Source organism: Cupriavidus basilensis OR16, assembly GCF_000243095.1.
In the GTDB taxonomy this organism is placed as follows: Bacteria; Pseudomonadota; Gammaproteobacteria; order Burkholderiales; family Burkholderiaceae; genus Cupriavidus; species Cupriavidus basilensis_D.
Genome location: NZ_AHJE01000014.1, coordinates 1 through 22957, shown reverse-complemented (window position 1 = coordinate 22957; position 22957 = coordinate 1). Strand labels below are relative to the sequence as shown.

Here is a 22957-nt window from a genome sequence, read left to right as displayed (position 1 = left end):
CGCGCCGACGCCCGCAGCCCGGAACCGAATATGAAAACCCAAGCCCTTCGACCTTCGCTCAAGACCCGCTGCGCCCGCGCCACCGCGCTGCTGTGCGGCCTCTCCCTGCTGGCACCCACGCCGCTGTGGGCCCAGCAACCGAGCCAGCCGGCGGCCCAGCCAGGCCAGCCGCCCGACCTGACCCCGCGCAACCGCGACCAGGTCGTGCTCAACTTCGTCAATGCCGACCTGGAATCGGTGGTCAAGGCGGTGGGGCAGGCCACCGGCAAGAACTTCGTCATCGACCCGCGCGTGAAGGGTTCGGTGAACCTGGTGACCGAGCAGCCCGTGTCGCGCTCGCAGGCGCTGGAAACACTAGGCTCGGTGCTGCGCATGCAGGGCTACGCGATGGTCGAGAGCAACGGCTTCACCAAGGTGGTGCCGGAAGCCGACGCCAAGCTGCAGGGCTCGCCGATCGTGGTCGGCGCCGCCAGGTCGCGCGGCGACCAGGTGGTGACCCAGGTGTTCCGCCTCAACTATGAGTCGGCCAACAACCTGGTGCCGGTGCTGCGGCCGATGATCGCGCCCAACAACACCATCACCGCCTATCCGGCCAACAATACGCTGGTCATTACCGACTACGCCGAAAACCTGCAGCGCCTGGGCCGCATCATCGCCGCCATCGACGCGCCGGCCTCGGGCGAGATCGAGCTGGTGCCGCTCAAGAACGCCATCGCCAGCGATACCGCGCTGGTGCTGCAAAAGCTGCTGGACCCGGGTTCCGCCGGCGCCGCCGGCGGGGCCGTGGCAGGCGCGGACGCCAGCCTGCGCACCTCGGTCGTGGCCGAGCCGCGCAGCAATTCGCTGATGATCCGCGCGTCCAGCCGGGCACGGCTGCAGCAGGCGCGCCAGCTGATCGAGAAGCTCGACCAGCCCTATGCGCGCCCGGGCAATATCTGGGTGGTGCCGCTGAAGAACGCCGAAGCCACCAAGCTGGCGCAGACCCTGCGCGCCATTGTCGCGGCGGACAGCTCCTTCAACAGCAGCCAGCCCGGCACACCGGGCGCGACCGGCGCGGCGGGCATCGCCAGCGGCACCGGCTTGCTCAACACCTCGACGCCCAACACTGGCCAGTACACGGGCGGCAGCACCGGCAGCTCGCGCAGCGGCTCCGGATCCAGCGGCGGCAGTTCGGCCTTCGCGAACTCGTTCGCCACCAACACGTTGCCGACCACCGGCGGCATCATCCAGGCCGACCCGGCCACCAACTCGCTGATCATCACAGCCAGCGAGCCGGTCTACCGCAACCTGCGCGCGGTGATCGAAGACCTCGACATGCGCCGGGCGCAGGTCTATATCGAGTCGATGATCGTGGAAGTGTCTTCCACCCAGACCGGCCAGCTTGGCATCCAGTGGCAGGGCCTGCTCAACTCGCGCAACAGCAATACCAATGCCTTTGCCGGCACCAACTTCGGCACGGGCGGCCAAAACATCATCAACCTGACTGGCGCAGCCGCCGCCATCAACGCGGGCGGCGCCGCGGCCATTCCCAGCGTCTCGGGCCTGGTGCCTGACCTGGCCGGCCTGAACCTGGGCATCGTCAACCGGGCGATGGGCCTGGGTGCCCTGCTGCATGCGATTGGCGCCGACGGCAGTGTCAACCTGCTGTCCACGCCAAACCTGATCACGCTGGAGAACGAGGAAGCCAAGATCCTGATCGGGCAGAACATCCCGGTCACCACCGGCTCCTATGCGCAGACCGGCAGCTCCGCGTCGGTCACGCCGTTCCAGACCTTCGACCGCAAGGACGTCGGCATCACGCTGCGGGTCAAGCCGCAGATCACCGATGGCGGCCTGGTGAAGATGCAGATCTACCAGGAGTCGTCTTCCGTGGTGCAGGGCACCGCCGCCCTCACCCAGGGCCCGACCACCAATGTGCGCTCGATCGAAACCAACGTGCTGGTGGATGATGGCCAGATCATCGTGCTGGGCGGCCTGATCGAGGACACTTACGGCGACGGCGTGCAGAAGGTGCCGGGCCTGGGCGACCTGCCGTGGATCGGCGGGCTGTTCCGCTACGAGAACAAGAACCGCGGCAAGACCAACCTGCTGGTGTTCCTGCGTCCGTACGTGATGCGCACCGCCGGCGCGACGGACCGCCTGACACAAGACCGCTACGACTATATGCGCGGCCTGGCAGCAGCAGCAGCAGCAGCAGCAAAGGCAATCCCAGGCGCCGTCGGCCAACGGCACGCCGCTGCCGCCGGGCGTCAATCTCGGCAATGCCTCGGTGGACGCCGTCCGCCCGGCGAACTGAGACACGCCATGGCCACAAGCATCGCCCCCACCGCAGGGTCCGACGAGCCGCTGGAGCCGCCGTCGACCATCGCCGCGCGCCTGGTCACATACGGCTTCGCGCGCGAGGCCCGCCTGCTGATCGCGCACCAGCGCACCGACGGCCTGGAGGTGTGGGTCAGCCGTGCCACCTCGCCCGCGGCGCTGGCCGAAGTGGCGCGCGTGCACGGCCCGCTGCGCCTGCGCGTGCTGGAACCCGATGCGCTCGAGCTCGCCATGTCCGAGGCTTACAACCGCCAGGACAGCGGCAGCGCGGCGCAGGTGGTTGGCGAGGTGGAAGGCGAGGTCGATCTGTCGCGGCTGATGCAGGACATTCCGGCCGTGGAAGACCTGCTGGAGTCCGAGGACGACGCCCCCATCATCCGCATGATCAACGCGCTGCTCACGCAGGCCGCGCGCGAAGGCGCCTCCGATATCCATATCGAACCCTTCGAGTCGTCCTCCGTGGTGCGGTTCCGCGTGGACGGCACGCTGCGCGATGTGGTGCGCCCGAAGAAAGCGCTGCACGGCGCGCTGATCTCGCGCATCAAGATCATGGCGCAGCTCGACATCGCGGAAAAGCGCCTGCCGCAGGACGGCCGTATCACGCTGCGCGTGGGCGGGCGCCCGGTGGACGTGCGCGTCTCCACGCTGCCCACCGGCCATGGCGAGCGTGCAGTGCTGCGCCTGCTCGACAAGGAAGCCGGTCGCCTGGATCTCGCCAAGCTTGGCATGGCGCCGGGCACGCTGGGCGGCTTCGATCACCTGATCCGCCAGCCGCACGGCATCGTGCTGGTGACCGGGCCGACCGGCTCGGGCAAGACCACCACGCTGTACGCTGCGCTGTCGCGGCTCGATTCGCGCACCACCAACATCATGACGGTGGAAGACCCGATCGAGTACGACCTGGACGGCATCGGCCAGACCCAGGTCAACCCGCGCATCGACATGACCTTCGGCAAGGCGCTGCGCGCCATCCTGCGCCAGGACCCGGACGTGGTGATGATTGGTGAAATCCGCGACCTGGAAACCGCGCAGATCGCGGTGCAGGCCTCGCTCACCGGCCACCTGGTGCTGGCCACGCTGCACACCAACGACTCTGCCTCGGCGGTGACGCGGCTGGTCGACATGGGCATCGAGCCCTTCCTGCTGTCGTCGTCGCTGCTTGGCGTGCTGGCGCAGCGGCTGGTACGCCGGCTGTGCCAGCACTGCAAGCGCGAGGAAGTGATCGAAGTCACGCCCGAGGAAGCCGATGTGCTGCTGGCGCAAGGCAAGCCGCTGCAGCGCGTGTGGCATGCGGTGGGCTGCGACAAATGCGGCCACTCCGGCTACCAGGGGCGCATGGGCGTGTACGAACTGCTCAGCGTGGATGACGAGATCCGCACCATGATCCACCGCCAGTCGGCCGAGTCCGAGATCAAGAAGGTGGCTTTGGAGCGCGGCATGCACACCATGCGCCGCGATGCGCAGCGCTGGATCGATTCGGGCGCGACTGCGCTGGAAGAAGTCTTGCGCGTCACGCGCGACTAAGGGCGGGCCGACAGACATGCCAGCCTATCGTTACGAGGCAGTCGACGCCGCCGGCAAGACCGATCGCGGCGTCATCGAAGCCGACAGCCCCAAGCAGGCCCGCGGCCAGTTGCGCGCGCGCGGCCTGACGCCGCTCAATGTGGATCCGCTCGCAGGCGTAGGCGGCGTGCAAAAGAGCAGCACCGCCGCCTTCGTGCGCCGGCTCTCCACGCAGGAGCAGGCGCTGTTCACGCGCCAGCTCGCCAGCCTGATCGTGGCCGGCCTGCCGCTGGATGAGGCACTGGCGGCGCTGGCCGACCAGGCCGAGCGCAGCTATGTGCATGAACTGCTGGCCGGCATCCGCGCCGACGTGGTTGGCGGCAGTTCGCTCTCGGTGGCGCTGTTGCAGCATCCGCGCGATTTCCCGGATATCTACCGCGCGCTGGTTTCAGCCGGCGAGCATTCGGGCCACCTCGGCCTGGTGCTGGAAAAGCTGGCGGACTATATCGAGACGCGCAACTCGCTCACCGCCAAGATCCGGCTAGCCTTCACTTACCCGGCCATCGTCACGGTGGTGGCGTTCGCCATCGTGATCTTCCTGCTGTCCTATGTGGTGCCGCAGGTGGTGAGCGTCTTCGCCAACACCAAGCAGAAGCTGCCGACGCTGACCATCATCATGCTGGCGCTGTCGGATTTCGTGCGCAACTGGTGGTGGGCCGCGCTGGCGTTCATCGTGGCGGTGAGCCTGGGAATACGCAGCCTGCTGCGCCAGCCCGGTGTGCGCCTGGAGTGGCACCGCTGGTTGCTGACCGCGCCGCTGGTCGGCAAGCTGATCCGCGGCTACAACACCGCGCGCTTCGCCAGCACGCTCGCCATCCTGGTATCCGCCGGCGTGCCCATCCTGCGCAGCCTGCAGGCAGCCGGGGAAACGCTGACCAACGAGGCGCTCAAGGCCAATGTGGATGACGCCACCACGCGGGTGCGCGAAGGTGCCTCGCTGGCGCGCGCGCTGGCCGCGCAGAACCAGTTCCCTTCCGTACTGGTGCATCTGATCCGCTCAGGCGAAGCCACCGGCAACCTGCCGATCATGCTGGAACGCGCGGCACAGGGCGAAGGCGCGGAACTGGAGCGCCGCACGCTGTTCCTCACCAGCCTGCTCGAGCCACTGCTGATCCTCAGCATGGGCGTGGTGGTGCTGCTGATCGTGCTGGCGGTGCTGATGCCGATCATCGAGATCAACCAGTTGGTGCGGTAGTCGCGCGGCTGGCGGCGCAAGCTGCTGAAATGCAAAACGGCGCCTTGCGGCGCCGTTTTGCATCCTGACGGGTGTGGCTTATTCAGCCGCCTTCGCCGTCTTCTTCGGTGCGCGCTTGGCCGGTGCGGCGGCGGCTGCCTTCTTGGCGGCGGGCGCAGCCTTTTTGGCGGGACCAGCGGCTTTCTTGGCCGGCGCAGCAGCCTTCTTGGCGGCTACAGCCGTCTTTTTGGCCGGTGCTTCCGCTTTCTTGGCGGGCGCGTCAGCCTTTTTGGCCGGTGCGGCAGCCTTTTTGGCGGGCGCAGCGGTCTTCTTCGCACGGGCCGGTGCCTTGGCTTTGGCCTTGACTTCGACCGCGGGCTCGACCGGCTCGGCAACTTCGACCGCCTCGGCGACTTCCACAACCGGAGCGGCCTCGACGATCTCAGCGACCTCGGCAATCTCTACCGCTGCCACGACCGGCGCCACCTCGACGATCTCGATGACCTCAACGGCTTCGACAACCGGCGCCACCACGGTGGACGACGGTGCCACGAAGATCGAGCTGTCGATCGGCCACGGGATCTCGCTCAGCGTGACCTCGGGCTTGGGCGGCTTGCGGCGGCGGCCGCCGTTCGATTCGCCGTTTTCGCCAGCATCGGTGTCGTCCTGCTCATCCTCGGGCTCGGCGCCGTTGTAGGCCTGCTCCACGCGCTCCAGCACGTCCATCGGATCGACCACGAACGACGGGGCGGTTTCGCTAACAGGTGCCGGGGCTGCGAATTCGGGCACCGGCGCGGGCTGGACCGGCAGCGCGGACTGCTGTGCAGGTGCCGGCCGCGCGCCTTGCTGCTGCGGGAAAGGCTGGCGATCGCCGCCCTGGCGACCTTCGCCACGCCGCTTGTTGCGGCGATTCTCACGCCGCTCGCGGTTGTCGCGATTCTCGCGGTTCTCGCGGTTCTCACTCTGAGGGGTTTCAGCCAGGGGAATCTCGGCCTGACGGTTCTCGCCTTGACGGTTTTCGTTCTGGCGGTTCTCGCTCTGGCGGTTCTCGCCCTGGCGGTTCTCGCCCTGGCGGTTCTCGCCCTGGCGGTTCTCGCCCTGGCGGTTCTCGCCCTGGCGGTTCTCGCCCTGACGGTTCTCGCCCTGGCGGTTCTCGCCCTGACGGTTCTCGCCCTGACGGTTCTCGCCCTGACGGTTCTCGCCTTGACGGTTCTCGCCTTGACGGTTCTCGCCTTGACGGTTCTCGCCTTGACGGTTCTCGCCCTGGCGGTCGTCGCCCTGACGAGGCTCGGCTTCGCCGGACTTCGAACGGCGCTTCAGGCGCACCCACAGCGTCTTGTTGTTGTTGCCGTTGCGGGTTTCGACTTCGAACAGGCCCGTGGCAGCCACCAGCTCGGAGAGCTTGCCGTAGCCATAGTTACGCGAATCGAACTCGGGTGCCTGCTTGGCGATATGGTTGCCCATGCCGCCGAGCGTGGCCCAGCCTTCTTCGTCCGAAACCGCTTGCGAGGCGCTTTGCAGCAGGCGCACCAGGCGCGAGTCCTGGCGCAGCTCGCCGCTGTTGCGCTTGCGCGCGGGTGCGGCGGCGCCGTCAGCGCCGTCGGCTTCCGTATCGGTGTCGGCATCGCTGTCGCTGCGCAGTACGTCGGCAAAGATGAACTTGTCGCAGGCCGTGACGAAGGGCTTGGGCGTCTTGCGCTCGCCAAAGCCGTACACGGTCAGGCCCTGCTCGCGGATCCGCGAGGCCAGACGGGTGAAATCGCTGTCGCTGGAAACGATGCAGAAGCCGTCGAAGCGGCCCGTGTACAGCAGGTCCATCGCGTCGATGATCATCGCGCTGTCGGTGGCGTTCTTGCCTACCGTGTAGCGGAACTGCTGGATCGGCTGGATGGAGTGCGACAGAAGGCGCTCCTTCCAGCCAGCCAGGTTGGGCTTGGTCCAGTCGCCGTAGATGCGCTTGACGGCGGCCACGCCGTACTTGGCGACTTCGGCCAGCAGGCCTTCGACGATGGCGGGCGCCGCATTGTCGGCGTCGATCAGCACAGCCAGGGTCGCGGTGCCCTGGCGGGAGGAAATAGTCATGTTGGGGTCCTGGAGGCCGATTGACCTCGGATGGGGCGGGTTGCACCGCGGCGGCATCCCTTGGGATATGGCGCACGGTCCGCATCTGCCCGGTCATTGTGCAAACTGTTTGCAACGCAGTGTACACGCGTCGCCGTGTCCATACGGGAAAGCACGCCTGTGGCGGGCGCATTTTTTGCTGCGTCGCAAGGTGCCGTGCCTTCGGGGGCGGTGCTACCATGCGCCAAAGAGACACGGCCGTTTTCCGCCTTCACAAGAGGCGGCGCACGGTCGCCCACAACTGAAGTGAGTCGGCGATCCCGACTGCATGCCCCATAGAGGAGCACCTATGAATGCCCCACTGACCCCTCCGGTCAGCGACGCCATCCGCCGCGCGCTCGAAAACGTTTCCCTCGAAGATAAATACACGCTCGAACGCGGCCGCATCTATATCAGCGGCACGCAGGCCCTGGTACGCCTGCCGATGTTGCAACGCGAGCGCGACCGCGCCGCCGGCCTGAACACCGCTGGCTTTATCTCCGGCTATCGCGGCTCGCCGCTGGGCGCGCTGGACCAGTCGCTGTGGAAGGCCAAGCAGCACCTGGCCGCGCACGACATCGTGTTCCAGGCGGGATTGAACGAGGATCTGGCGGCCACTTCCGTATGGGGCTCGCAGCAGGTCAATATGTACCCGGATGCCAAGTTCGAAGGCGTGTTCGGCATGTGGTACGGCAAAGGTCCGGGCGTAGACCGCACCAGCGACGTCTTCAAGCACGCCAACTCCGCCGGCTCCTCGAAGCACGGCGGCGTGCTGGTGCTGGCGGGCGACGACCACGCGGCCAAATCGTCCACGCTGGCGCACCAGTCCGAGCACATCTTCAAGGCTTGCGGCCTGCCGGTGCTCTACCCCTCGAACGTCCAGGAATACCTCGACTACGGCCTGCACGCCTGGGCCATGAGCCGCTACTCGGGCCTGTGGGTGTCGATGAAGTGCGTGACCGACGTGGTGGAGTCGTCGGCCTCGGTGGAACTGGATCCGCACCGCGTGGAAATCGTGCTGCCGGAGGATTTCATCCTGCCGCCGGGCGGCCTCAATATCCGCTGGCCCGATCCGCCGCTGGAACAGGAAGCGCGCCTGCTGGACTACAAGTGGTACGCGGGCCTTGCCTACGTGCGCGCCAACAAGATCGACCGCATCGAGATCGATTCGCCGCATGCGCGCTTCGGCATCATGACCGGCGGCAAGGCTTACCTCGACACGCGCCAGGCGCTGGCCAACCTGGGCCTGGACGATGAGACCTGCGCGCGCATCGGCATCCGCCTGTACAAGGTGGGCTGCGTGTGGCCGCTGGAAGCGCACGGCGCGCGCGCCTTTGCCGAAGGCCTGCAGGAAATCCTGGTGGTCGAGGAAAAGCGCCAGATCATGGAGTACGCGCTCAAGGAAGAGCTCTACAACTGGCGCGACGATGTGCGCCCCAAGGTCTACGGCAAGTTCGACGAAAAAGACAACGCGGGCGGCGAATGGTCGATCCCGCAAAGCAACTGGCTGCTGCCGGCGCACTATGAACTGTCGCCCGCCATCATCGCCCGCGCCATCGCCACGCGGCTAGAGAAGTTCGAGCTGCCGTCCGACGTGCGCGCGCGCATCGCCGCGCGCATCGCGGTGATCGAGGCCAAGGAAAAAGCCATGGCCGTGCCGCGCGTGGCGGCCGAGCGCAAGCCCTGGTTCTGCTCGGGATGCCCGCACAATACGTCGACCAACGTGCCCGAAGGCTCGCGCGCGCTGGCCGGTATCGGCTGCCACTACATGACGGTGTGGATGGACCGCAGCACCAGCACCTTCAGCCAGATGGGCGGCGAAGGCGTGGCATGGATCGGGCAGGCGCCCTTCGCCGGCGACAAGCACGTGTTCGCCAACCTGGGCGACGGCACCTATTTCCACTCCGGCCTGCTGGCGATCCGCGCATCCATTGCGGCGGGCGTCAACATCACCTACAAGATCCTCTACAACGATGCGGTCGCCATGACCGGCGGCCAGCCGATCGACGGCAAGCTGTCGGTGCAGGACGTGGCCTTCCAGATGGCGGCCGAAGGCGCGAAGAAGATCGTCGTCGTCACCGACGAGCCGGAAAAGTACAGTGCCGCCATCAAGCTGCCGCAAGGCGTGGAAGTGCACCACCGCGACGAGCTCGACAAGATCCAGCGCGAGCTGCGCGAGGTGCCCGGCGCCACCATCCTCATCTATGACCAGACCTGCGCCACCGAAAAGCGCCGGCGCCGCAAGCGCGGCACCTATCCCGATCCGGCCAAGCGCGCCTTCATCAACGACGCGGTCTGCGAAGGCTGCGGCGATTGCTCGGTGAAGTCGAACTGCCTGTCGGTCGAACCGCTGGAAACGGAGCTCGGCACCAAGCGCCAGATCAACCAGTCGTCGTGCAACAAGGACTTCTCCTGCGTCAACGGCTTCTGCCCGAGCTTCATCACGGCCGAAGGCGCGCAGGTCAAGAAGCCCGAGCGCCACGGCGTGTCGATGGACAACCTGCCGCCGTTGCCGCAACCGGCGCTCCCCGGGCTTGAGCATCCCTACGGCGTGCTGGTCACGGGCGTGGGCGGCACCGGCGTGGTCACCATCGGCGGCCTGCTCGGCATGGCGGCACACCTGGAAAACAAGGGCGTAACCGTGCTCGACATGGCCGGCCTGCTGCACGCCACCCGCATCGCCATGGGTGAAGCCGACCTGGTGATTGGCTGCGATGCCATCGTCAGCGCCACCGACGATGTCATCTCCAAGACCCAGGTAGGCCGCACGCGCGCCATCGTCAACACCGCGCAGACACCCACCGCGGAGTTCATCAAGAACCCCAAGTGGCAGTTCCCCGGCCTGTCGGCGGAACAGGACATACGCAATGCGGTTGGCGAAGCCTGCGACTTCATCAACGCCAGCGGCCTGGCCGTGGCGCTGATCGGCGACGCCATCTTCACCAACCCGCTGGTGCTGGGCTATGCCTGGCAAAAAGGCTGGCTGCCGCTATCGCTGGACGCGCTGGTGCGCGCCATCGAACTCAACGGCACTGCCGTGGAAAAGAACAAGGCCGCCTTCGACTGGGGCCGCCACATGGCGCACGACCCGGAGCACGTGCGCCAAGCTGATGGCCTACAAGGACGAGTACGAAGTCGCGCGGCTCTATACCGACCCGGTCTTCCTCGACAAGCTGCGCAACCAGTTCGAAGGCGAGCCCGGCCGCGACTACCAGCTCAATTTCTGGCTGGCGCCACCGCTGATGGCCAAGCGCGATGAGAAGGGCCACCTGGTGAAGCGCCGCTTCGGCCCGTCCACGATGAAGCTCTTCGGCGTGCTGGCCAAGCTCAAGGGCCTGCGCGGCGGCATGTTCGATGTGTTCGGCAAAACTGCCGAGCGCCGCACCGAACGCGCGCTGATCGGCGAGTATCGTGCGTTGCTGGACGAGCTGACGCGTGGTTTGAGCGCGGCCAACCACGCAACCGCAATCACGCTGGCCAGCCTGCCCGACGACATTCGCGGCTTCGGGCATGTCAAGGACGACAACCTGGCGAAGGCGCGCACGCGCTGGGCCGCGCTGCTGGAGCAGTTCCGGCATCCGGAGACGGCGCAGCAGGTGGCTTGAGTTTTAGGCTGAACGGAGCGCTGCCGCGAGGGGGCGCTTCGGTTGCTGTCGGACCCCACACTTTTTTGGCAATGTGGGGTCTTCCTGTTTCCGGCGTGGCTGGTGTCATCAACCTGAAGCCGGCCGTTCAGGCATTCACCTTGCGGACCGGTTCTCCGAAGAAAACCTCGATGGGCACGAAGTGCCATTGCGCGGCTTCGGGGTCGTAGAGGGCAACCTGGTTGATCTGCGCCTCTACGGGGACCACGCCAGGCATGCGCTGTATGGCCAACGCCACGGCATGATGCCGTTGCTGTTCCGTCCAGGTTTCCGGCAGGCAATGCGAATCCGCGTGCGCGAACAGCCCGGCGTGTTCGCGCAGGCGCTCGTACTTGGCAATGCCGTGCTGGTCGATCTCGAGGTCGATGGCATCGCGCCGCGCTTCCGGTATCTCTTCGGTCTGCACAATGCAGACGCTGGCGAGCGCTCCTCTGCGCCGGACCACGATCCGCCCATCGCTTGCGGCCCAGCCACAGTGCAGGTTGATATGGAGCTTTCCGCCGCTATCCCGGATCAGTTCCGCCGCTATCCCGGATCAGCGTCCGGGGATCGAAAGCCGCCGCATGCACGACGTGGTACGGCTTGCCCGGGCTAGACACGAACGCGGCGTTCAGCAGTGCATCGAAAGGCGAGATATGGACGGCCAGTGCCGAGCCGGCATCGGCATCGCCCTCCTCCACGAATTCGCACGAGGCATTGCACCAGTTCGGCTGGCCTTCCCCCGGCGCGTAGTTGACCAGCACGAACAGGGCCGGCCGGGTATGCAGAACGTGCCCGCGTGGGTGAAAGGGCGTATTGGGTAGCGCCATCTGAGTGCACCTCCTATGAGTGAAATTTGGAGTGCCTCAATCTTTAATCAATACGGAACGGGTGTTGGTTGGGAAATTTCTGATTTGGCTCGGGGAATGGGCATAGGCGGGACGACGAAGCGTCCGGCGTGCGTGAAGCCAACAAGGCTCGGCATTGCCTCGTCACCCGTCCGGCCGATTCTGACGCAACGACATCAGCGGTCCCGATGCTTCAACGCGAACAGGGTCATCCCCCAGAACGGCACCCACCAGATCAGGTCGCTGCACAGCACGAACAAGCCGCTGCGCCATTCGAACACGCCGGTCAGCGCGCCATGCAGGAAGCCCAGCGGCCCCAGCGTCTTGCCCACCAGGCCCACCACCACCAGCGGCCAGTAGCGCAGCATGTCCTGCGCCGCGATCCAGTAACCCAGCGCGTAGACGCCGACCATCATGCCGATGCAGCGGATCATGGCGTCGGGCGTGGCCGGCATGCCCAGCCAGTCGAAGATCTGCGACGGCCACAGGCTCAGTGCAATCGCATAAAGCAGGTTATAGAGCGCTGCCAGCCGTAGTACGGCGGGCATCCACGCCGGTACGAGAGGCAGGCTGACGGACGCGTTGCGCCCGATGGTTGGATTGGACTTCATTCCACGTTCTCCAGGTGAGTATCGGCTTCAGGTTCGGGTTCGCGGATGGTCAGCACCCCGTCGTAGCGCAGCAGATAGCCCAGGCGGGGCGCCCATATGCGCACGTCGCAGCGATGGCGGTCCGCATCCAGTGCGCGTTCGCTGGCCAGCACGTGCAGCCATGGCACGGTCAGGCCGAACAGGCTGACGCCGCGGCTGGCCTGCCACAGCCGGCCGTTGCCATCGACACGCGTTGCCAGCGCGATGGCCAGCGGCCCCATGCGCTCCGTCACCTGCCCGGCCCGCGCGAGCCGCATGCGGCTCGCCACGATATGGCCGCCGATGCTGCGGTGCCAGCGCTCGCCGGCGGGCTCTGGCGAGATGGTCACAAGGCACGCCGCCGCTGCCGCGGGCCGGGGCAGCGCCGACAGCCGCATCAGCGCGTGCAGCCAGCGCCGCGTGCTCCAGCGCACGCGCAGCGTGCCGCGCAGGTGCGCGCCCTCGGCACGATGCACGCGCTGCAACACCGGCGGCAGGCTGGCAAGGGCGGCGCCCAGCATGGTCCCGTACAGGCTTTGCGGGCCAGCGTCCATGCCATGCGCGGCTAGCGTGTTCATGCGCGTGCTCGCCCGTTGCCGAGCAGGTCCTCCAACGCCAGTTGCAGGGTCGGGAAGCGGAACGCATAGCCTTCTTGCTGCAGGCGCGCCGGCGCCACGCGCAGGCCATCGAGCAGCAGCGTGGCCTGCTCGCCCAAAGCCAGCCGCATCGGCCATGCGGGCGTGGGCATGAAGGCTGGCCGGCACAGCAGCGCAGCCGCCGCGCGCACGAAGCCGGCCTGGCTCGGGGTATCCGGCGCGACCAGGTTGTAGGTGGCGACTGCCGCCGGAGCGGGTGCCATGGCGTCGCCCCGGCACAGCCAGGCGATCACGCCGAGCACGTCGTCGATGTGTACCCAGCTCTGCGCTTGCCGGCCGCTCCCCATCGGGCCGCCGAAGCCGAGCCACACCGGCATCAGCATGGCAGGCAGCGCGCCTTGATGGCCATAGACCACGCCGAGGCGCAGGATGGCTAGCGGGATGCCGAGCGGCGTCACGGCGCGCGCCGCGTCTTCCCACTGCTGGCACAAGCGCGAGGCAAAGATGTCCTGCGGCGCGCTGGCCTCGGTACGCTGGCTCAGGTCGTCGTCGGCCTGGATGCCGTAGTAGCCCACCGCCGAGCCGTTGATCAGCAAGCGCGGCCGGTGCGCGGCCCCCGCCAGCCACGCGGCAAGCGCGCGCGTGGTGCCGACGCGGCTTTCCACCAGGCTACGCTTGCGCGCGGCGCTCCAGCGCGGGCCGAGGATGGGCGCGCCGGCAAGGTTGACCACCACATCGAAGCGCACGGCCGGGTCGATCTCCGCCAGCGAGCCGACACAAGCGGCGCGGCCGTCGAACAACTGTGCCGCCACGCGCGGGTTGCGCGCCCAGATCGTCACGCGATGGCCATCGGCCAGTAACGCGCGCACCAGCGCCTGGCCGATAAAGCCGGTGCCGCCGGTCAGCAGGAAGGATTGCGCGCGGCGGGCCGGATCGGCGCCGGTGAAATCGAACGACGGCGTGGTGCCAGCGCGGGCTGCCAGCGCGCGGCACGCCAGCGCATCGCGCACACCGGATGCGGCCACGCCCAGCGCGAATACGCTCAGCACCCAGCTTTGCCAGCCTTGCGGATTGAAGTGCAGGCCCGATGGCAGTTGCCACCAGGCTTGCGAATGCCAGGCCAGGAGGCCAAAGATCACGCCGCCGTTGATGGCCAGCACGGTATGCGTCACCCGCTCGCTCGGCGGCAGGCTGCGGGTCTGGTCTTCCACCACGAAGTCGCGCAGCGTCAGCAGGATCTCGATGGCGACGATGGACCATAGCGGCACCAGCCAGGCGCCGCCCCAGGCAAACCAGGCCAGGCCGGCGAACAGCACGCCGTACAGCACCGCGCGGATCGCATGCAGGCGCAGCTCCGGTGCGGCGTTGTGCTGCTGCGGCAAGGCGCAGCGCAGTTCGTGATGCCAGACGGTGTCGAAGGCACCCATCAATCCCTGCACGATCAGCAGGTTGAGGATGACGGTATGGAGCGTGCCGCTGGTAGGATCCATCTCAAGCATCCTTATTTACATTAATTTCTGTCTTAAGAGAAATATCAGGTCAAAAAAAGTGGCCACCGCGGCGGCCTGCTTTTCGTGCCTGTGCTACTTGCCGGCTTCGCGGGCACGCTGGTCGCCACGCACCAGCTTCTGGATGCGCGCACCGAGCTTCATCACCTTGACCAGGGTATCGGGCGAGAGGCGCAACATTTCGTCGCCCCAGCTGCCGAGCGTTTCCATCAGTTGCAAGGTGGCGATGATGCGCTTTTGCACCTCCTTGCTCTCCTTGGCGAACGCGGGATTGTTCACGCACTCGTGCAAGGCGTCGATGGTGGGATCGAACTCGCGCTGCTTGCGCTCACGCACCACGGTGCGGAACAGGTCCCACACCTCGGTGATGGTCTCGAAGTGATCGCGCCGGTCGCCCATCATGTGCACGGTGCGGATCAGCTTCCAGTTCTGCAGTTCCTTGAGGCTGTTGCTGACGTTGGAGCGCGCGACGTTGAGCGTGTCGGCGATCTCCTCGGCCGGCAGCGGGTGCTCGGCAAGGAATAGCAGTGCATGAATCTGCGCGACAGTGCGATTCACGCCCCACTTAGAGCCCATCTCGCCCCAGTGCAGGACGAAGCGTTGTGCGACCGGTTGAAGTTCCATGCCTGACAGTTTATCTGTTCGGTAATTTCCGTCAAGACAGAAATGCGATTTCGGGCAGGCAACGTCAGCCAGCCTCAGGCCGGCTGCGCCAGCGTGCTTTCGTTCTCCTTCACGTACATCGAGTTGCGCGGGCGCGCGAACACGCGCCGCACCATCGGCTCGAAGAAAGACAACGGCAGCGTGTCGTAGTCCTGCATGAAGGCCGCGCCGTCGTACTTGGCGCAGAACTCCGCGGTGCGTTCGAACAGCGCGGGCTGGTCGCGGAATTGCTCGCGCAGGTTGCGCTCCAGACCCAGGTGATGGAAGAAATAGTAGCCCTGGAACACGCCATGCTTCTCCACCATCCACAGGTTCTCCGGGCTGACGAAGGGCTTGAGGATGGCGGCGGCGATGTCGGGATGGTTGAAGCTGCCGAGCGTGTCGCCGATATCGTGCAACAGGGCGCACACCACGTACTCCTCGTCGCGCCCGTCGCGATGAGCGAGCGTGGCGGTCTGCAGGCAGTGGGTCAGGCGGTCGATGGGAAAACCGCCGCAGTCGCCGTCGAGCAGCCGGAGGTGATCAAGCACGCGGTCGGCCAGCGCCTGCGCGAAGGGCATGAACTCGGCGGATATCGCCGCCCAGTCCTCGCGCGTGCCTTGTTCCATGTGGCTGAAGGTGGCGCGGGCGTGCGTGGTCGTGTCGCTCATCGTGGGGTCTCCGTGCAGGATGATCCTGCTTGTTTTAAGGGGGGATGTACAACGATTGAATAACGATTCTGGCACAGGATTGGCGGCTACACTGTCAAGGACTTAACATTGCCGCCGCATGCCGCGGCGCATCAATCCGCATGCAGATCCGCCCCTACCTGGCCGCCGACGAAGCCGCCATCATCGACCTCTGGCAAGCCTGCGGCCTGACCCGGCCGTGGAACGACCCGAAGAAGGACATCGCCCGCAAGCTCACCGAGCAGCCCGAACTGTTCCTGGTGGGCGAGGTGGATGGCCGCCCGATCGCATCGGCCATGGTCGGCTTCGACGGCCATCGCGGCTGGGTCTACTATCTGGCGGTGCACCCGGATCACCAGCGCCGCGACCACGGCCGCCGCCTGATGGCGCACGCCGAGCAGTTGCTGGTCGAGCGGGGCTGCCCCAAGATCAACCTGCTGGTGCGCACCGGCAACAGCACGGTCATCGACTTTTACCGCAGCCTCGGGTACGCGCAGGACGAGGCGGTCAGCCTGGGCAAGCGGCTGATTCCGGATATCCAGGCAGGTAACGCAGGGAGCTAGCGCCATGTTCCGCCTCCTGGGCATCGATCACCTCGTCCTGCGTACCGGCAACGTGACGGGGCTCATGCGTTTCTATGTGGACGTGCTGGGCTGCAGCGTCGAACGCGTGCAGGCGGAGTTCGGCTTGATCCAGTTGCGCGCGGGCAGCGGGCTGATCGACCTGGTGGCGCTGGATGGCCCGCTGGGCCGCGCCGGCGGCGCCGGGCCGGGTAAGGAAGGCCGCAACCTCGACCACTTCTGCCTGCGCCTCGATCCTTTCGATGCCGATGCGATCGCCGCCCACCTGCGCGCGCACCGCGTGGAGCCGGGCCCGGTGGAGATGCGCTTTGGCGCCGAGGGCAAAGGCCCGTCGATCTACATCCACGACCCGGACGGCAATGTGGTGGAGCTCAAGGGGCCGCCCACGGGCATGTAATCTCGCCCAAATTATGTGATGCAAGGTGGGCATTCCGCCTGGATGCCCGCTACAATTCCCGCTCAGCCCCTCGCCGCCAATCGCGCCATCCGCTTGCTCACGGCGGCCATTGCACGGCGCTACATACCGCGTCCAGGCGCGCCATGACACGACAAGACGCCCCTCCCGGCCCACGCGCCATCTCGCCACGCCAGCTGGTCTGGACCCTCGGCATCACCGAAACGATTTCCTGGGGCACGCTGTACTTCGCCTTTACCGTGTTTATCGGGCCGATGAGCGCGACCTTGGGCTACTCCAAACCCTTCCTTGCCGGCGGCTATTCGCTTGGCCTGCTGGTCTGGGCGATGTGCTCGTTCGCGGTGGGCCGCCTGCTCGACCGCGTGCCGGCGCGGGCCGTGATGACCACGGGCTCCATGCTGGCCGGCTCGGGCCTGCTGCTATGGGCGTGGAGCCCGAACCAGGCGACCTTCCTGCTGATGTGGATACCGATCGGGCTGGCCATGGCAACCACGCTCTACGAGCCCGCCTTCGTCGTGCTGCGCCAGGCGTTTGGCGACGGCTACCAGAAGTCCATCGTCACGGTGACGCTGATGGCCGGCTTTGCCAGCACCATCTTCGTGCCGCTGGCGCAATGGCTGGTGCTGCACCTGGGCTGGCGCGAGACGCTGTTGTGCTTCGCCGCGCTCAACCTCTTCGTGTGCGCGCCCTTGCACGCCCGCCTGCGCTACGCGCCCCATGCCACATACACGGGCGCGCCCGCGCCGGCCCCGCTGGCGGATGCGGCGCAGCCCGGCATTGCCCGGCTCGCCTTGCGCCAGCCGGTGTTCTGGGCGGTGGTGCTGGCCTTCACCGCCCTGGCGGTGATCGCCTCGCTGCTGGGTGCCCACCTGATCCCGATGTTGACCGAGAAGGGCCTGCCGCTGGGCGAGCAACTGGTGGTGGCGGCGCTGATCGGCCCGGCGCAGGTGGTCGGCCGCCTGGTGATGACGCGTTTTCCCGTGCGCCACCCGCTGCGGCTGTCGCTGCCGGTGTATGGGGTGATGAGCGTGGGCCTGCTGTGCTTTGCGCTGGGCTACGGCAAATGGCTGATGCTGGCGGCGGTGCTGTACGGTTGCGCCAACGGCATCAACACCATGCTGCGCGCCATGGCCATGCCGGAGCTGATCTCGCGCCATCATTACGCCACGCTCAACGGCCTGATGATGACGCCGGTGCTGCTGATGCAAGCGGCCGCGCCCTGGCTGGGCGCGCTGCTGTGGCGCGCCGCCGGCGGCTACTGGCTGATGCTATGGGTGATGGTGGCGCTGGCGCTGATGGCGCTGGCCGCCTTCGGTTTTGCCTTGCACCGGCGCGGGCTGCTGCGCCCGGCCACCCACGCGGCGGCGGCGTAGCCGCGCCAGCGCGCCCCGGGGCCCGCACAGGCGGGCCGGCATCGCCGCCGGTCACGTGCCGGTCACTCGCCGGACGCACCGATGTGCGACCATGCAGGGCTCGATTACCCTGCAGCGCCCGCCTGGGCACGCCCCGCGCCGTCCGGCGCGGCTGGCCGTGCCCGCCGCCCTTATGCCCGATTCCGCTTCCAGCAACCTGACCCAGCCACCCTCGCCCTCCAGCGCAACGCCCGCCGCCCCGCTCAGCGCGCGGCGCGTGGAGCATGCCGCGCGCGCCACCATGGCGCTGTTTTTTGTCAATGGCGCCACTTTTGCCACTTGGGGCGTGCATATCCCGACCATCAAGGCGCGCTTCGGCCTGTCGGATGCGGTGCTGTCGCTGGCCATGCTGGCCGTGGCCGCGGGCGCCATCGCAGCCATGGGGCCGGTGGGGCGCTGGGTGGGACGCGTGGGCAGCGCGGCCGCTTGCCGGCGCAGCGGGCTGGTCTACGCGCTGGCTACCGTCACCATCCTGGCGATGCCGGAGTTTGCCTTGCTGATCCCGGCCCTGATCGCCTTCGGCATGGCCAACGCGGCCTTCGACGTCGGCATGAACGCGCAGGCCGCCACGGTGGAGGCCAGCCGCGCGCGGCCCATCATGTCGGCGCTGCACGGCATGTTCAGCCTGGGCGGGATGACGGGGGCGGCGGTTGGCGGCGTGCTGCTGGGGCTGGGCGTGCCGCCGCTGGCGCACGCCATCGGCATGGCGGCGCTGACCGCGGCGGTCACGGCCGGCGTGGCGCCCTGGCTGCTGGAGGACCACCCCGTGCAACAGCCCAGCGCCCACCACCGCGCGCATGCGGTGCGCGCGCTCTGGCTGCTGGGCCTGATGGCGTTCCTGGGCCTGGTCGGCGAAGGAGCGATGTACGACTGGTCCAGCGTCTACATGCGCGAAGTGGCGCAGGCGCCGCACGCCTGGATCAGCGCCGGCTACGCCGCCTTCTCGGGTGGCATGGCCTGTGGCCGCTTTGGCGGCGACCGGCTGCGCGCCCGCTGGTCGGATGCGCGCCTGCTCGGCGGCAGCGCCTGGATGGCGTTCGCGGGGATCCTGCTGTCGCTGTTGTGGCCGGCCCCGGCGGCGACGCTGGCCGGCTTTACGCTGATGGGCCTGGGCACGGCGAACATGGTGCCGATCTTCTTTGTCGCGGCGTCGCGCTTGCCGGGCGTGGCGCCGGCGGAGGCCATCTCGCGCGTGGCACGCTTTGCCTATATCGGCTTGCTGATGGGGCCGGTGATGATTGGCGGCGTGGCCCATGCCACCAGCCTGCAATACGGCCTGGGCGTGGTTGCCCTCACCATGGGCTGGATCGCCGTGGCGGGCGCGCGGCTGGCGCGCCCTTACCTCTCGGCCCGCAAGGCCTGACCCCCTGGCGGGCTCAGGCTGCCTCGCTCAAGGCCGGGGCGTGGTGCGTGCCTACCCCTTCGAATACGAACGTATCCATCGCCAGCACGCCGTAAGTGACGTCATCGGCCACGCGTGCCACGCCAGCCGGCGCCCGCTCGGCGGGCACGCCTTCGTGCGGACCCAGCGCCGCGCCCAGCGCCACGAAAAATGGCAGCAAATGCTCGTCGGCGGGATGGGCGCGGCGCGCGTACGGCGCCAGCGCCCGGTAGTCTGCGATGCGCGCGGTGTCGCCGGTGGCGAGCGCCTTGTCCAGCGCGTCGATCATCCAGCCGCGAAACGCCTCCACATACGGCTCGACGGGCGAGCCGTGCTGCTCGCGCCGGCCGCCGGCGCCAAAGACTTCCTGCAGGTTATGGGTGAAGCTGCCCGAGCCCAGTACCAGCACGCCCTCGTCACGCAGCGGCGCAAGCGCCCGGCCGATCTCGATCTGGGCCGCAGGAGGGAGATACGGATTCAGGGCCAGTTGCACCACCGGGACGTCGGCATCCGGGAAGAAGTGCCGCATCGGCATCCAGGCGCCATGATCCAGCGGGCGCTCGTCGTCCTGCAGCACCACCGCGGCGCCAGGGACTTGCGCGGCCTCGACCAGCGCCTTGACACGATCGGCCAGCGCTGGCGAGCCGGGGGCGTCGTAGCGCAGTTCGTAGAGCGCGCGCGGGAAGCCGCCGAAGTCGTGCCAGGCCTCCTGCCGCTCGCGGGTGCCGACCACCAGGGTGCTGTAGATCCAGTGCGCCGAGATGATCAGCACGGCGCGCGGCTTGCGCGCCCGCAGGACTTCGCCAAGGGCGTCGAAGGCGGCGCCGCTCGAGCCCGGTTCGAGGGCAAGCATGGGCGAACCGTGGGAGATGTAGATGGCGGGGAGCATGATGGCGGCCTTCAAATCCTTTTGATAGCGGTGTTCAGTTTGACGAAACTGCCCAGCCCCAGCGCCACCCATTTGCGGATACCTCCATCAAAAAACTTGAATTCATACCGCTCCACGGCACTTGCCGCCACCACATGCCCACCCCGCCCGCCGTGCGAGCGTGGGGTGCACCACACAACGCTTTAAAGATTCAGACACACGGTGGGCAATCGGCTTATGATTCCAGCACGGGGTCCGGTCCAGCTTTGCGTGGCGCAATGCGTTGTCCGCGCGGGTCCGGGAAAAATGGCCCGTATCACTGGATACGACGCGCCATGAAGCGTGTCAGGTTGGAGAACACCGTGGTCAAGCGCACAGCCCACAGGCCCTTGCTGCCCCATGCAAACTGGTGGCAGCCAGGCGTGTATGCAAGCGGACCGGCTGTGCTCCTATGGATCGCCGCCCGCCTTCCCGCCCCCCTGCTGGCCGATGCGTTCAACGCGCCAGGCGCCCCGGCGCTGCTCAACCACGTCGGCGATTCCGTCTTCGTGGCCGGCTGGGTCGGCAGCGCCCTATGGCTCTGGCTCACGCGCCAGCGGCCGGATGCGCCAGCGCCGCAACCAGAAGCGGGCCCGGGCGAGGCGCCCGACGCGCGTAGCGCGCCCCAGCATCACGCCAGCCAGCCCTAGCTTCCCGGTACCGCGCATGGTTGCTTCACGTGGAACATTGCGCGGGCCGCTGGCCGCCAGTTCAGCCCCTTCGGCCCGTGAGCTCCTGACGCCACCCGCCGCCATCCTGCTGGCCAATTAAAGAATCGCTTACTATTCTGCCTTCCAGAGCGCATGCCCGGTTTCGGGGCAGGCCTCCCGCCGATTTCTCACCGCATCAAACGCCATATGCAAGCCAACGCTGCAATACCTCAAGTCCACGAAATATCCAAAGCCCAACGACGAAAGGCCATCCTCGCCGCCACCATTGGCAACGGCCTGGAGTGGTTCGACTTCACCGTCTACAGCTTCTTCGCGCTGATCATCGCCAAGCTGTTCTTCCCCACCGGCAATGACCTCACGTCCTTCCTGCTGACCGTCGCCACCTTCGGCGTGGGCTTCTTCATGCGCCCGGTTGGCGCCATCGTGCTCGGCGTCTACGCCGACCGCGTCGGGCGCAAGGCGGCGCTGACCCTCACCATCCTGATGATGGCGCTCGGCACCGCCATCATCGGCCTGGCCCCCACTTATTCGTCGATCGGCCTGTGGGCACCGGCGCTGATCGTGGTGGCCCGGCTGATCCAGGGTTTCTCGGCCGGCGGCGAGGTTGGCGGCGCCACCGCCTTCCTGATCGAGCACGCGCCCGACGAGGAGCGTGGCGCCTACGCTAGCTGGCAGCAGGCCAGCCAGGGTATTTCCTTCATGCTGGGCGCCGCCATGGGCGCGCTGGTGATCAATGGCCTGGAGCCAGAGCAGATCGACGCCTGGGGCTGGCGCATCCCGTTCCTGTTTGGCCTCCTGATCGGCCCGGTCGGGATGTATATCCGCTCGCACCTGGAGGAGCCGCCCGCGTTCGAAGCCCGCCGCGCCGAGCGCGCTGCCAGCAAGGTAAAGTTTTCGCCGCTCACGCAGGTGCTGCGCGACCATCCACGTGAAGTGCTGGCCGGCCTGGGTGTCACCATCCTGTGGACGGTCTGCACCTATGTGCTGGTGTTCTACATGCCGTCGTACGCCAAGCAGCAGCTCGGCCTGCCGCTGGGCGCAACCTTCCAGTCGACCGCGCTGTGCGGCGCCATCATCCTGGTGCTGTGCCCGCTGATGGGCATGCTGTCCGACCGCGTGGGCCGCAAGCGCATGCTGGGCACCGTGGCGCTGATCATCGGCGTGCTGGCCTACCCGCTGTTCCACTGGCTCAACGTCTCGCCGACCACCCAGACCCTGCTGATGGTCCAGGTGATCCTGGGCATCCTGCTGGCGGCCTTCACCGGCCCGGCGCCGGCCGTGCTGGCCGAGCAGTTCCCCACCGAGGTCCGCTCCACCGGCCTGTCGCTCGCCTACAACTTCGCCGTGACCATCTTCGGCGGCTTTGCCCCGCTGATCGTGACCTGGCTGATCAGCGCCACGAGCAGCAACATGGCGCCTGCCGGGTACCTGATAGCAGCCTCCTGCATCAGCCTGACCGCGCTGGCGCTGTTCCCCAGCCACCCCGGCCGCGACTGATGCGCGGCGCAAGAACCATCCCGTTCGAACACACAACCCGCACGACCCACACCACCCACACCCTACAGCCATGACCCAGAACCCAGGCAACATCCCGCCGGCGCTGACCGAATCCGCCGGACGCTTCGCCGAACTGCGCCACCGCATCCACGCCCACCCGGAGCTTGGCGCCGACGTGCCGCGCACCGCCGAGATGGCCGCCGCGCTGCTGCGCGAATGGGGCTATAGCGTGCATACCGTGGGCGGCCACGGGCTGGTAGCGCAGTTGAAGGTGGGCAACGGCGCGCGCAGCATCGGCATCCGTGCCGACATGGACGCGCTGCCGCTGCAGGAGCGCACCGGCCTGCCCTATGCCAGCCAGCTGGCAGGCCGCATGCACGCCTGCGGCCATGACGGCCACAC

17 protein-coding genes and 2 pseudogenes are annotated in these 22957 nt (G+C 67.4%); 10 read left to right on the top strand and 9 right to left on the bottom strand.

Annotation, left to right across the window (positions count from 1 at the left end; genetic code table 11):
• Nucleotides 1-30: 30 nt before the first annotated feature.
• Nucleotides 31-3843, top strand: coding sequence for a type II secretion system ATPase GspE (gene gspE, locus OR16_RS47190; RefSeq protein ID WP_272942825.1), 3813 nt, complete (start codon nucleotides 31-33; stop codon nucleotides 3841-3843).
• 16 nt (nucleotides 3844-3859) lie between these two features.
• Entirely contained in the window at nucleotides 3860-5077 is a 1218-nt protein-coding gene (gspF, locus tag OR16_RS05150; RefSeq protein ID WP_006156900.1) for a type II secretion system inner membrane protein GspF, read from the top strand.
• 1281 nt (nucleotides 5078-6358) lie between these two features.
• Here gspF and OR16_RS48095 read toward each other — a convergent pair.
• Nucleotides 6359-7138: pseudogene (locus OR16_RS48095) on the bottom strand (NYN domain-containing protein); the annotation flags it as partial.
• 328 nt (nucleotides 7139-7466) lie between these two features.
• On the opposite strand from OR16_RS48095, the pseudogene OR16_RS05140 reads away from it, so the two are divergent.
• Nucleotides 7467-10761 (top strand): annotated as a pseudogene (locus tag OR16_RS05140) (indolepyruvate ferredoxin oxidoreductase family protein).
• 127 nt (nucleotides 10762-10888) lie between these two features.
• On the opposite strand, the gene OR16_RS45350 reads toward OR16_RS05140, so the two are convergent.
• The 7 genes from OR16_RS45350 to OR16_RS05110 form a co-directional block, all read right to left on the bottom strand.
• On the bottom strand, nucleotides 10889-11245 hold the full coding sequence (locus OR16_RS45350) for a hypothetical protein (protein ID WP_237716935.1): 357 nt from the start codon (nucleotides 11243-11245) through the stop codon (nucleotides 10889-10891).
• A gap of 58 nt (nucleotides 11246-11303) precedes the next feature.
• Entirely contained in the window at nucleotides 11304-11609 is a 306-nt protein-coding gene (locus tag OR16_RS45345; RefSeq protein WP_006156897.1) for a hypothetical protein, read from the bottom strand.
• 194 nt (nucleotides 11610-11803) lie between these two features.
• Nucleotides 11804-12238: a hypothetical protein gene (locus OR16_RS05130; protein WP_006156896.1), complete on the bottom strand. Its 435-nt coding sequence runs from the start codon at nucleotides 12236-12238 to the stop codon at nucleotides 11804-11806.
• Entirely contained in the window at nucleotides 12235-12834 is a 600-nt protein-coding gene (locus OR16_RS05125) for a DUF4166 domain-containing protein (RefSeq protein ID WP_006156895.1), read from the bottom strand. Before OR16_RS05125 ends, OR16_RS05130 begins: the two co-directional genes overlap by 4 nt.
• The gene (locus tag OR16_RS05120; protein ID WP_006156894.1) at nucleotides 12831-14342 is read right to left on the bottom strand and encodes a TIGR01777 family oxidoreductase; all 1512 of its coding nucleotides are present in this window, start codon (nucleotides 14340-14342) and stop codon (nucleotides 12831-12833) included. The genes OR16_RS05125 and OR16_RS05120 overlap by 4 nt, the downstream gene beginning before the upstream one ends.
• Nucleotides 14343-14435: 93 nt before the next feature.
• Nucleotides 14436-14984: a GbsR/MarR family transcriptional regulator gene (locus tag OR16_RS05115; protein ID WP_006156893.1), complete on the bottom strand. Its 549-nt coding sequence runs from the start codon at nucleotides 14982-14984 to the stop codon at nucleotides 14436-14438.
• A 74-nt stretch (nucleotides 14985-15058) separates the two neighbouring features.
• The gene (locus tag OR16_RS05110; protein ID WP_006156892.1) at nucleotides 15059-15673 is read right to left on the bottom strand and encodes an HD domain-containing protein; all 615 of its coding nucleotides are present in this window, start codon (nucleotides 15671-15673) and stop codon (nucleotides 15059-15061) included.
• Nucleotides 15674-15813: 140 nt separating this feature from the next.
• Between OR16_RS05110 and OR16_RS05105 the strand changes: the two genes are divergently transcribed.
• The 4 genes from OR16_RS05105 to OR16_RS05090 all read left to right on the top strand — a co-directional run bounded on the left by OR16_RS05105 (nucleotide 15814) and on the right by OR16_RS05090 (nucleotide 19462).
• Nucleotides 15814-16254 carry a GNAT family acetyltransferase gene (locus OR16_RS05105; protein ID WP_006156891.1) on the top strand — a complete coding sequence of 147 codons (441 nt, stop codon included), beginning with the start codon at nucleotides 15814-15816 and terminating at the stop codon, nucleotides 16252-16254.
• A gap of 4 nt (nucleotides 16255-16258) precedes the next feature.
• Nucleotides 16259-16669 carry a VOC family protein gene (locus tag OR16_RS05100; protein ID WP_006156890.1) on the top strand — a complete coding sequence of 137 codons (411 nt, stop codon included), beginning with the start codon at nucleotides 16259-16261 and terminating at the stop codon, nucleotides 16667-16669.
• Between the two features lie 143 nt (nucleotides 16670-16812).
• Nucleotides 16813-18060, top strand: a complete 1248-nt coding sequence (locus OR16_RS05095; RefSeq protein WP_006156889.1) for an MFS transporter — start codon at nucleotides 16813-16815, stop codon at nucleotides 18058-18060.
• Nucleotides 18061-18340: 280 nt separating this feature from the next.
• Complete coding sequence (locus tag OR16_RS05090) at nucleotides 18341-19462, top strand: MFS transporter (protein WP_043418568.1); 1122 nt, start codon at nucleotides 18341-18343, stop codon at nucleotides 19460-19462.
• A 13-nt stretch (nucleotides 19463-19475) separates the two neighbouring features.
• Here the strand turns inward: OR16_RS05090 and OR16_RS05085 are convergent, their stop codons facing one another.
• On the bottom strand, nucleotides 19476-20369 hold the full coding sequence (locus OR16_RS05085) for a DODA-type extradiol aromatic ring-opening family dioxygenase (RefSeq protein ID WP_043418565.1): 894 nt from the start codon (nucleotides 20367-20369) through the stop codon (nucleotides 19476-19478).
• A gap of 314 nt (nucleotides 20370-20683) precedes the next feature.
• Between OR16_RS05085 and OR16_RS05080 the strand changes: the two genes are divergently transcribed.
• From OR16_RS05080 to OR16_RS05070, 3 genes are all read left to right on the top strand, one after another.
• Nucleotides 20684-21037, top strand: coding sequence for a hypothetical protein (locus OR16_RS05080; protein WP_006156886.1), 354 nt, complete (start codon nucleotides 20684-20686; stop codon nucleotides 21035-21037).
• 207 nt (nucleotides 21038-21244) lie between these two features.
• Nucleotides 21245-22555 (top strand): MFS transporter, encoded by a 1311-nt coding sequence (locus OR16_RS05075; RefSeq protein ID WP_006156885.1) that lies wholly within the window; start codon nucleotides 21245-21247, stop codon nucleotides 22553-22555.
• 70 nt (nucleotides 22556-22625) lie between these two features.
• On the top strand, nucleotides 22626-22957 hold a 332-nt coding region (locus OR16_RS05070; protein WP_006156884.1), incomplete at its 3' end, for a M20/M25/M40 family metallo-hydrolase.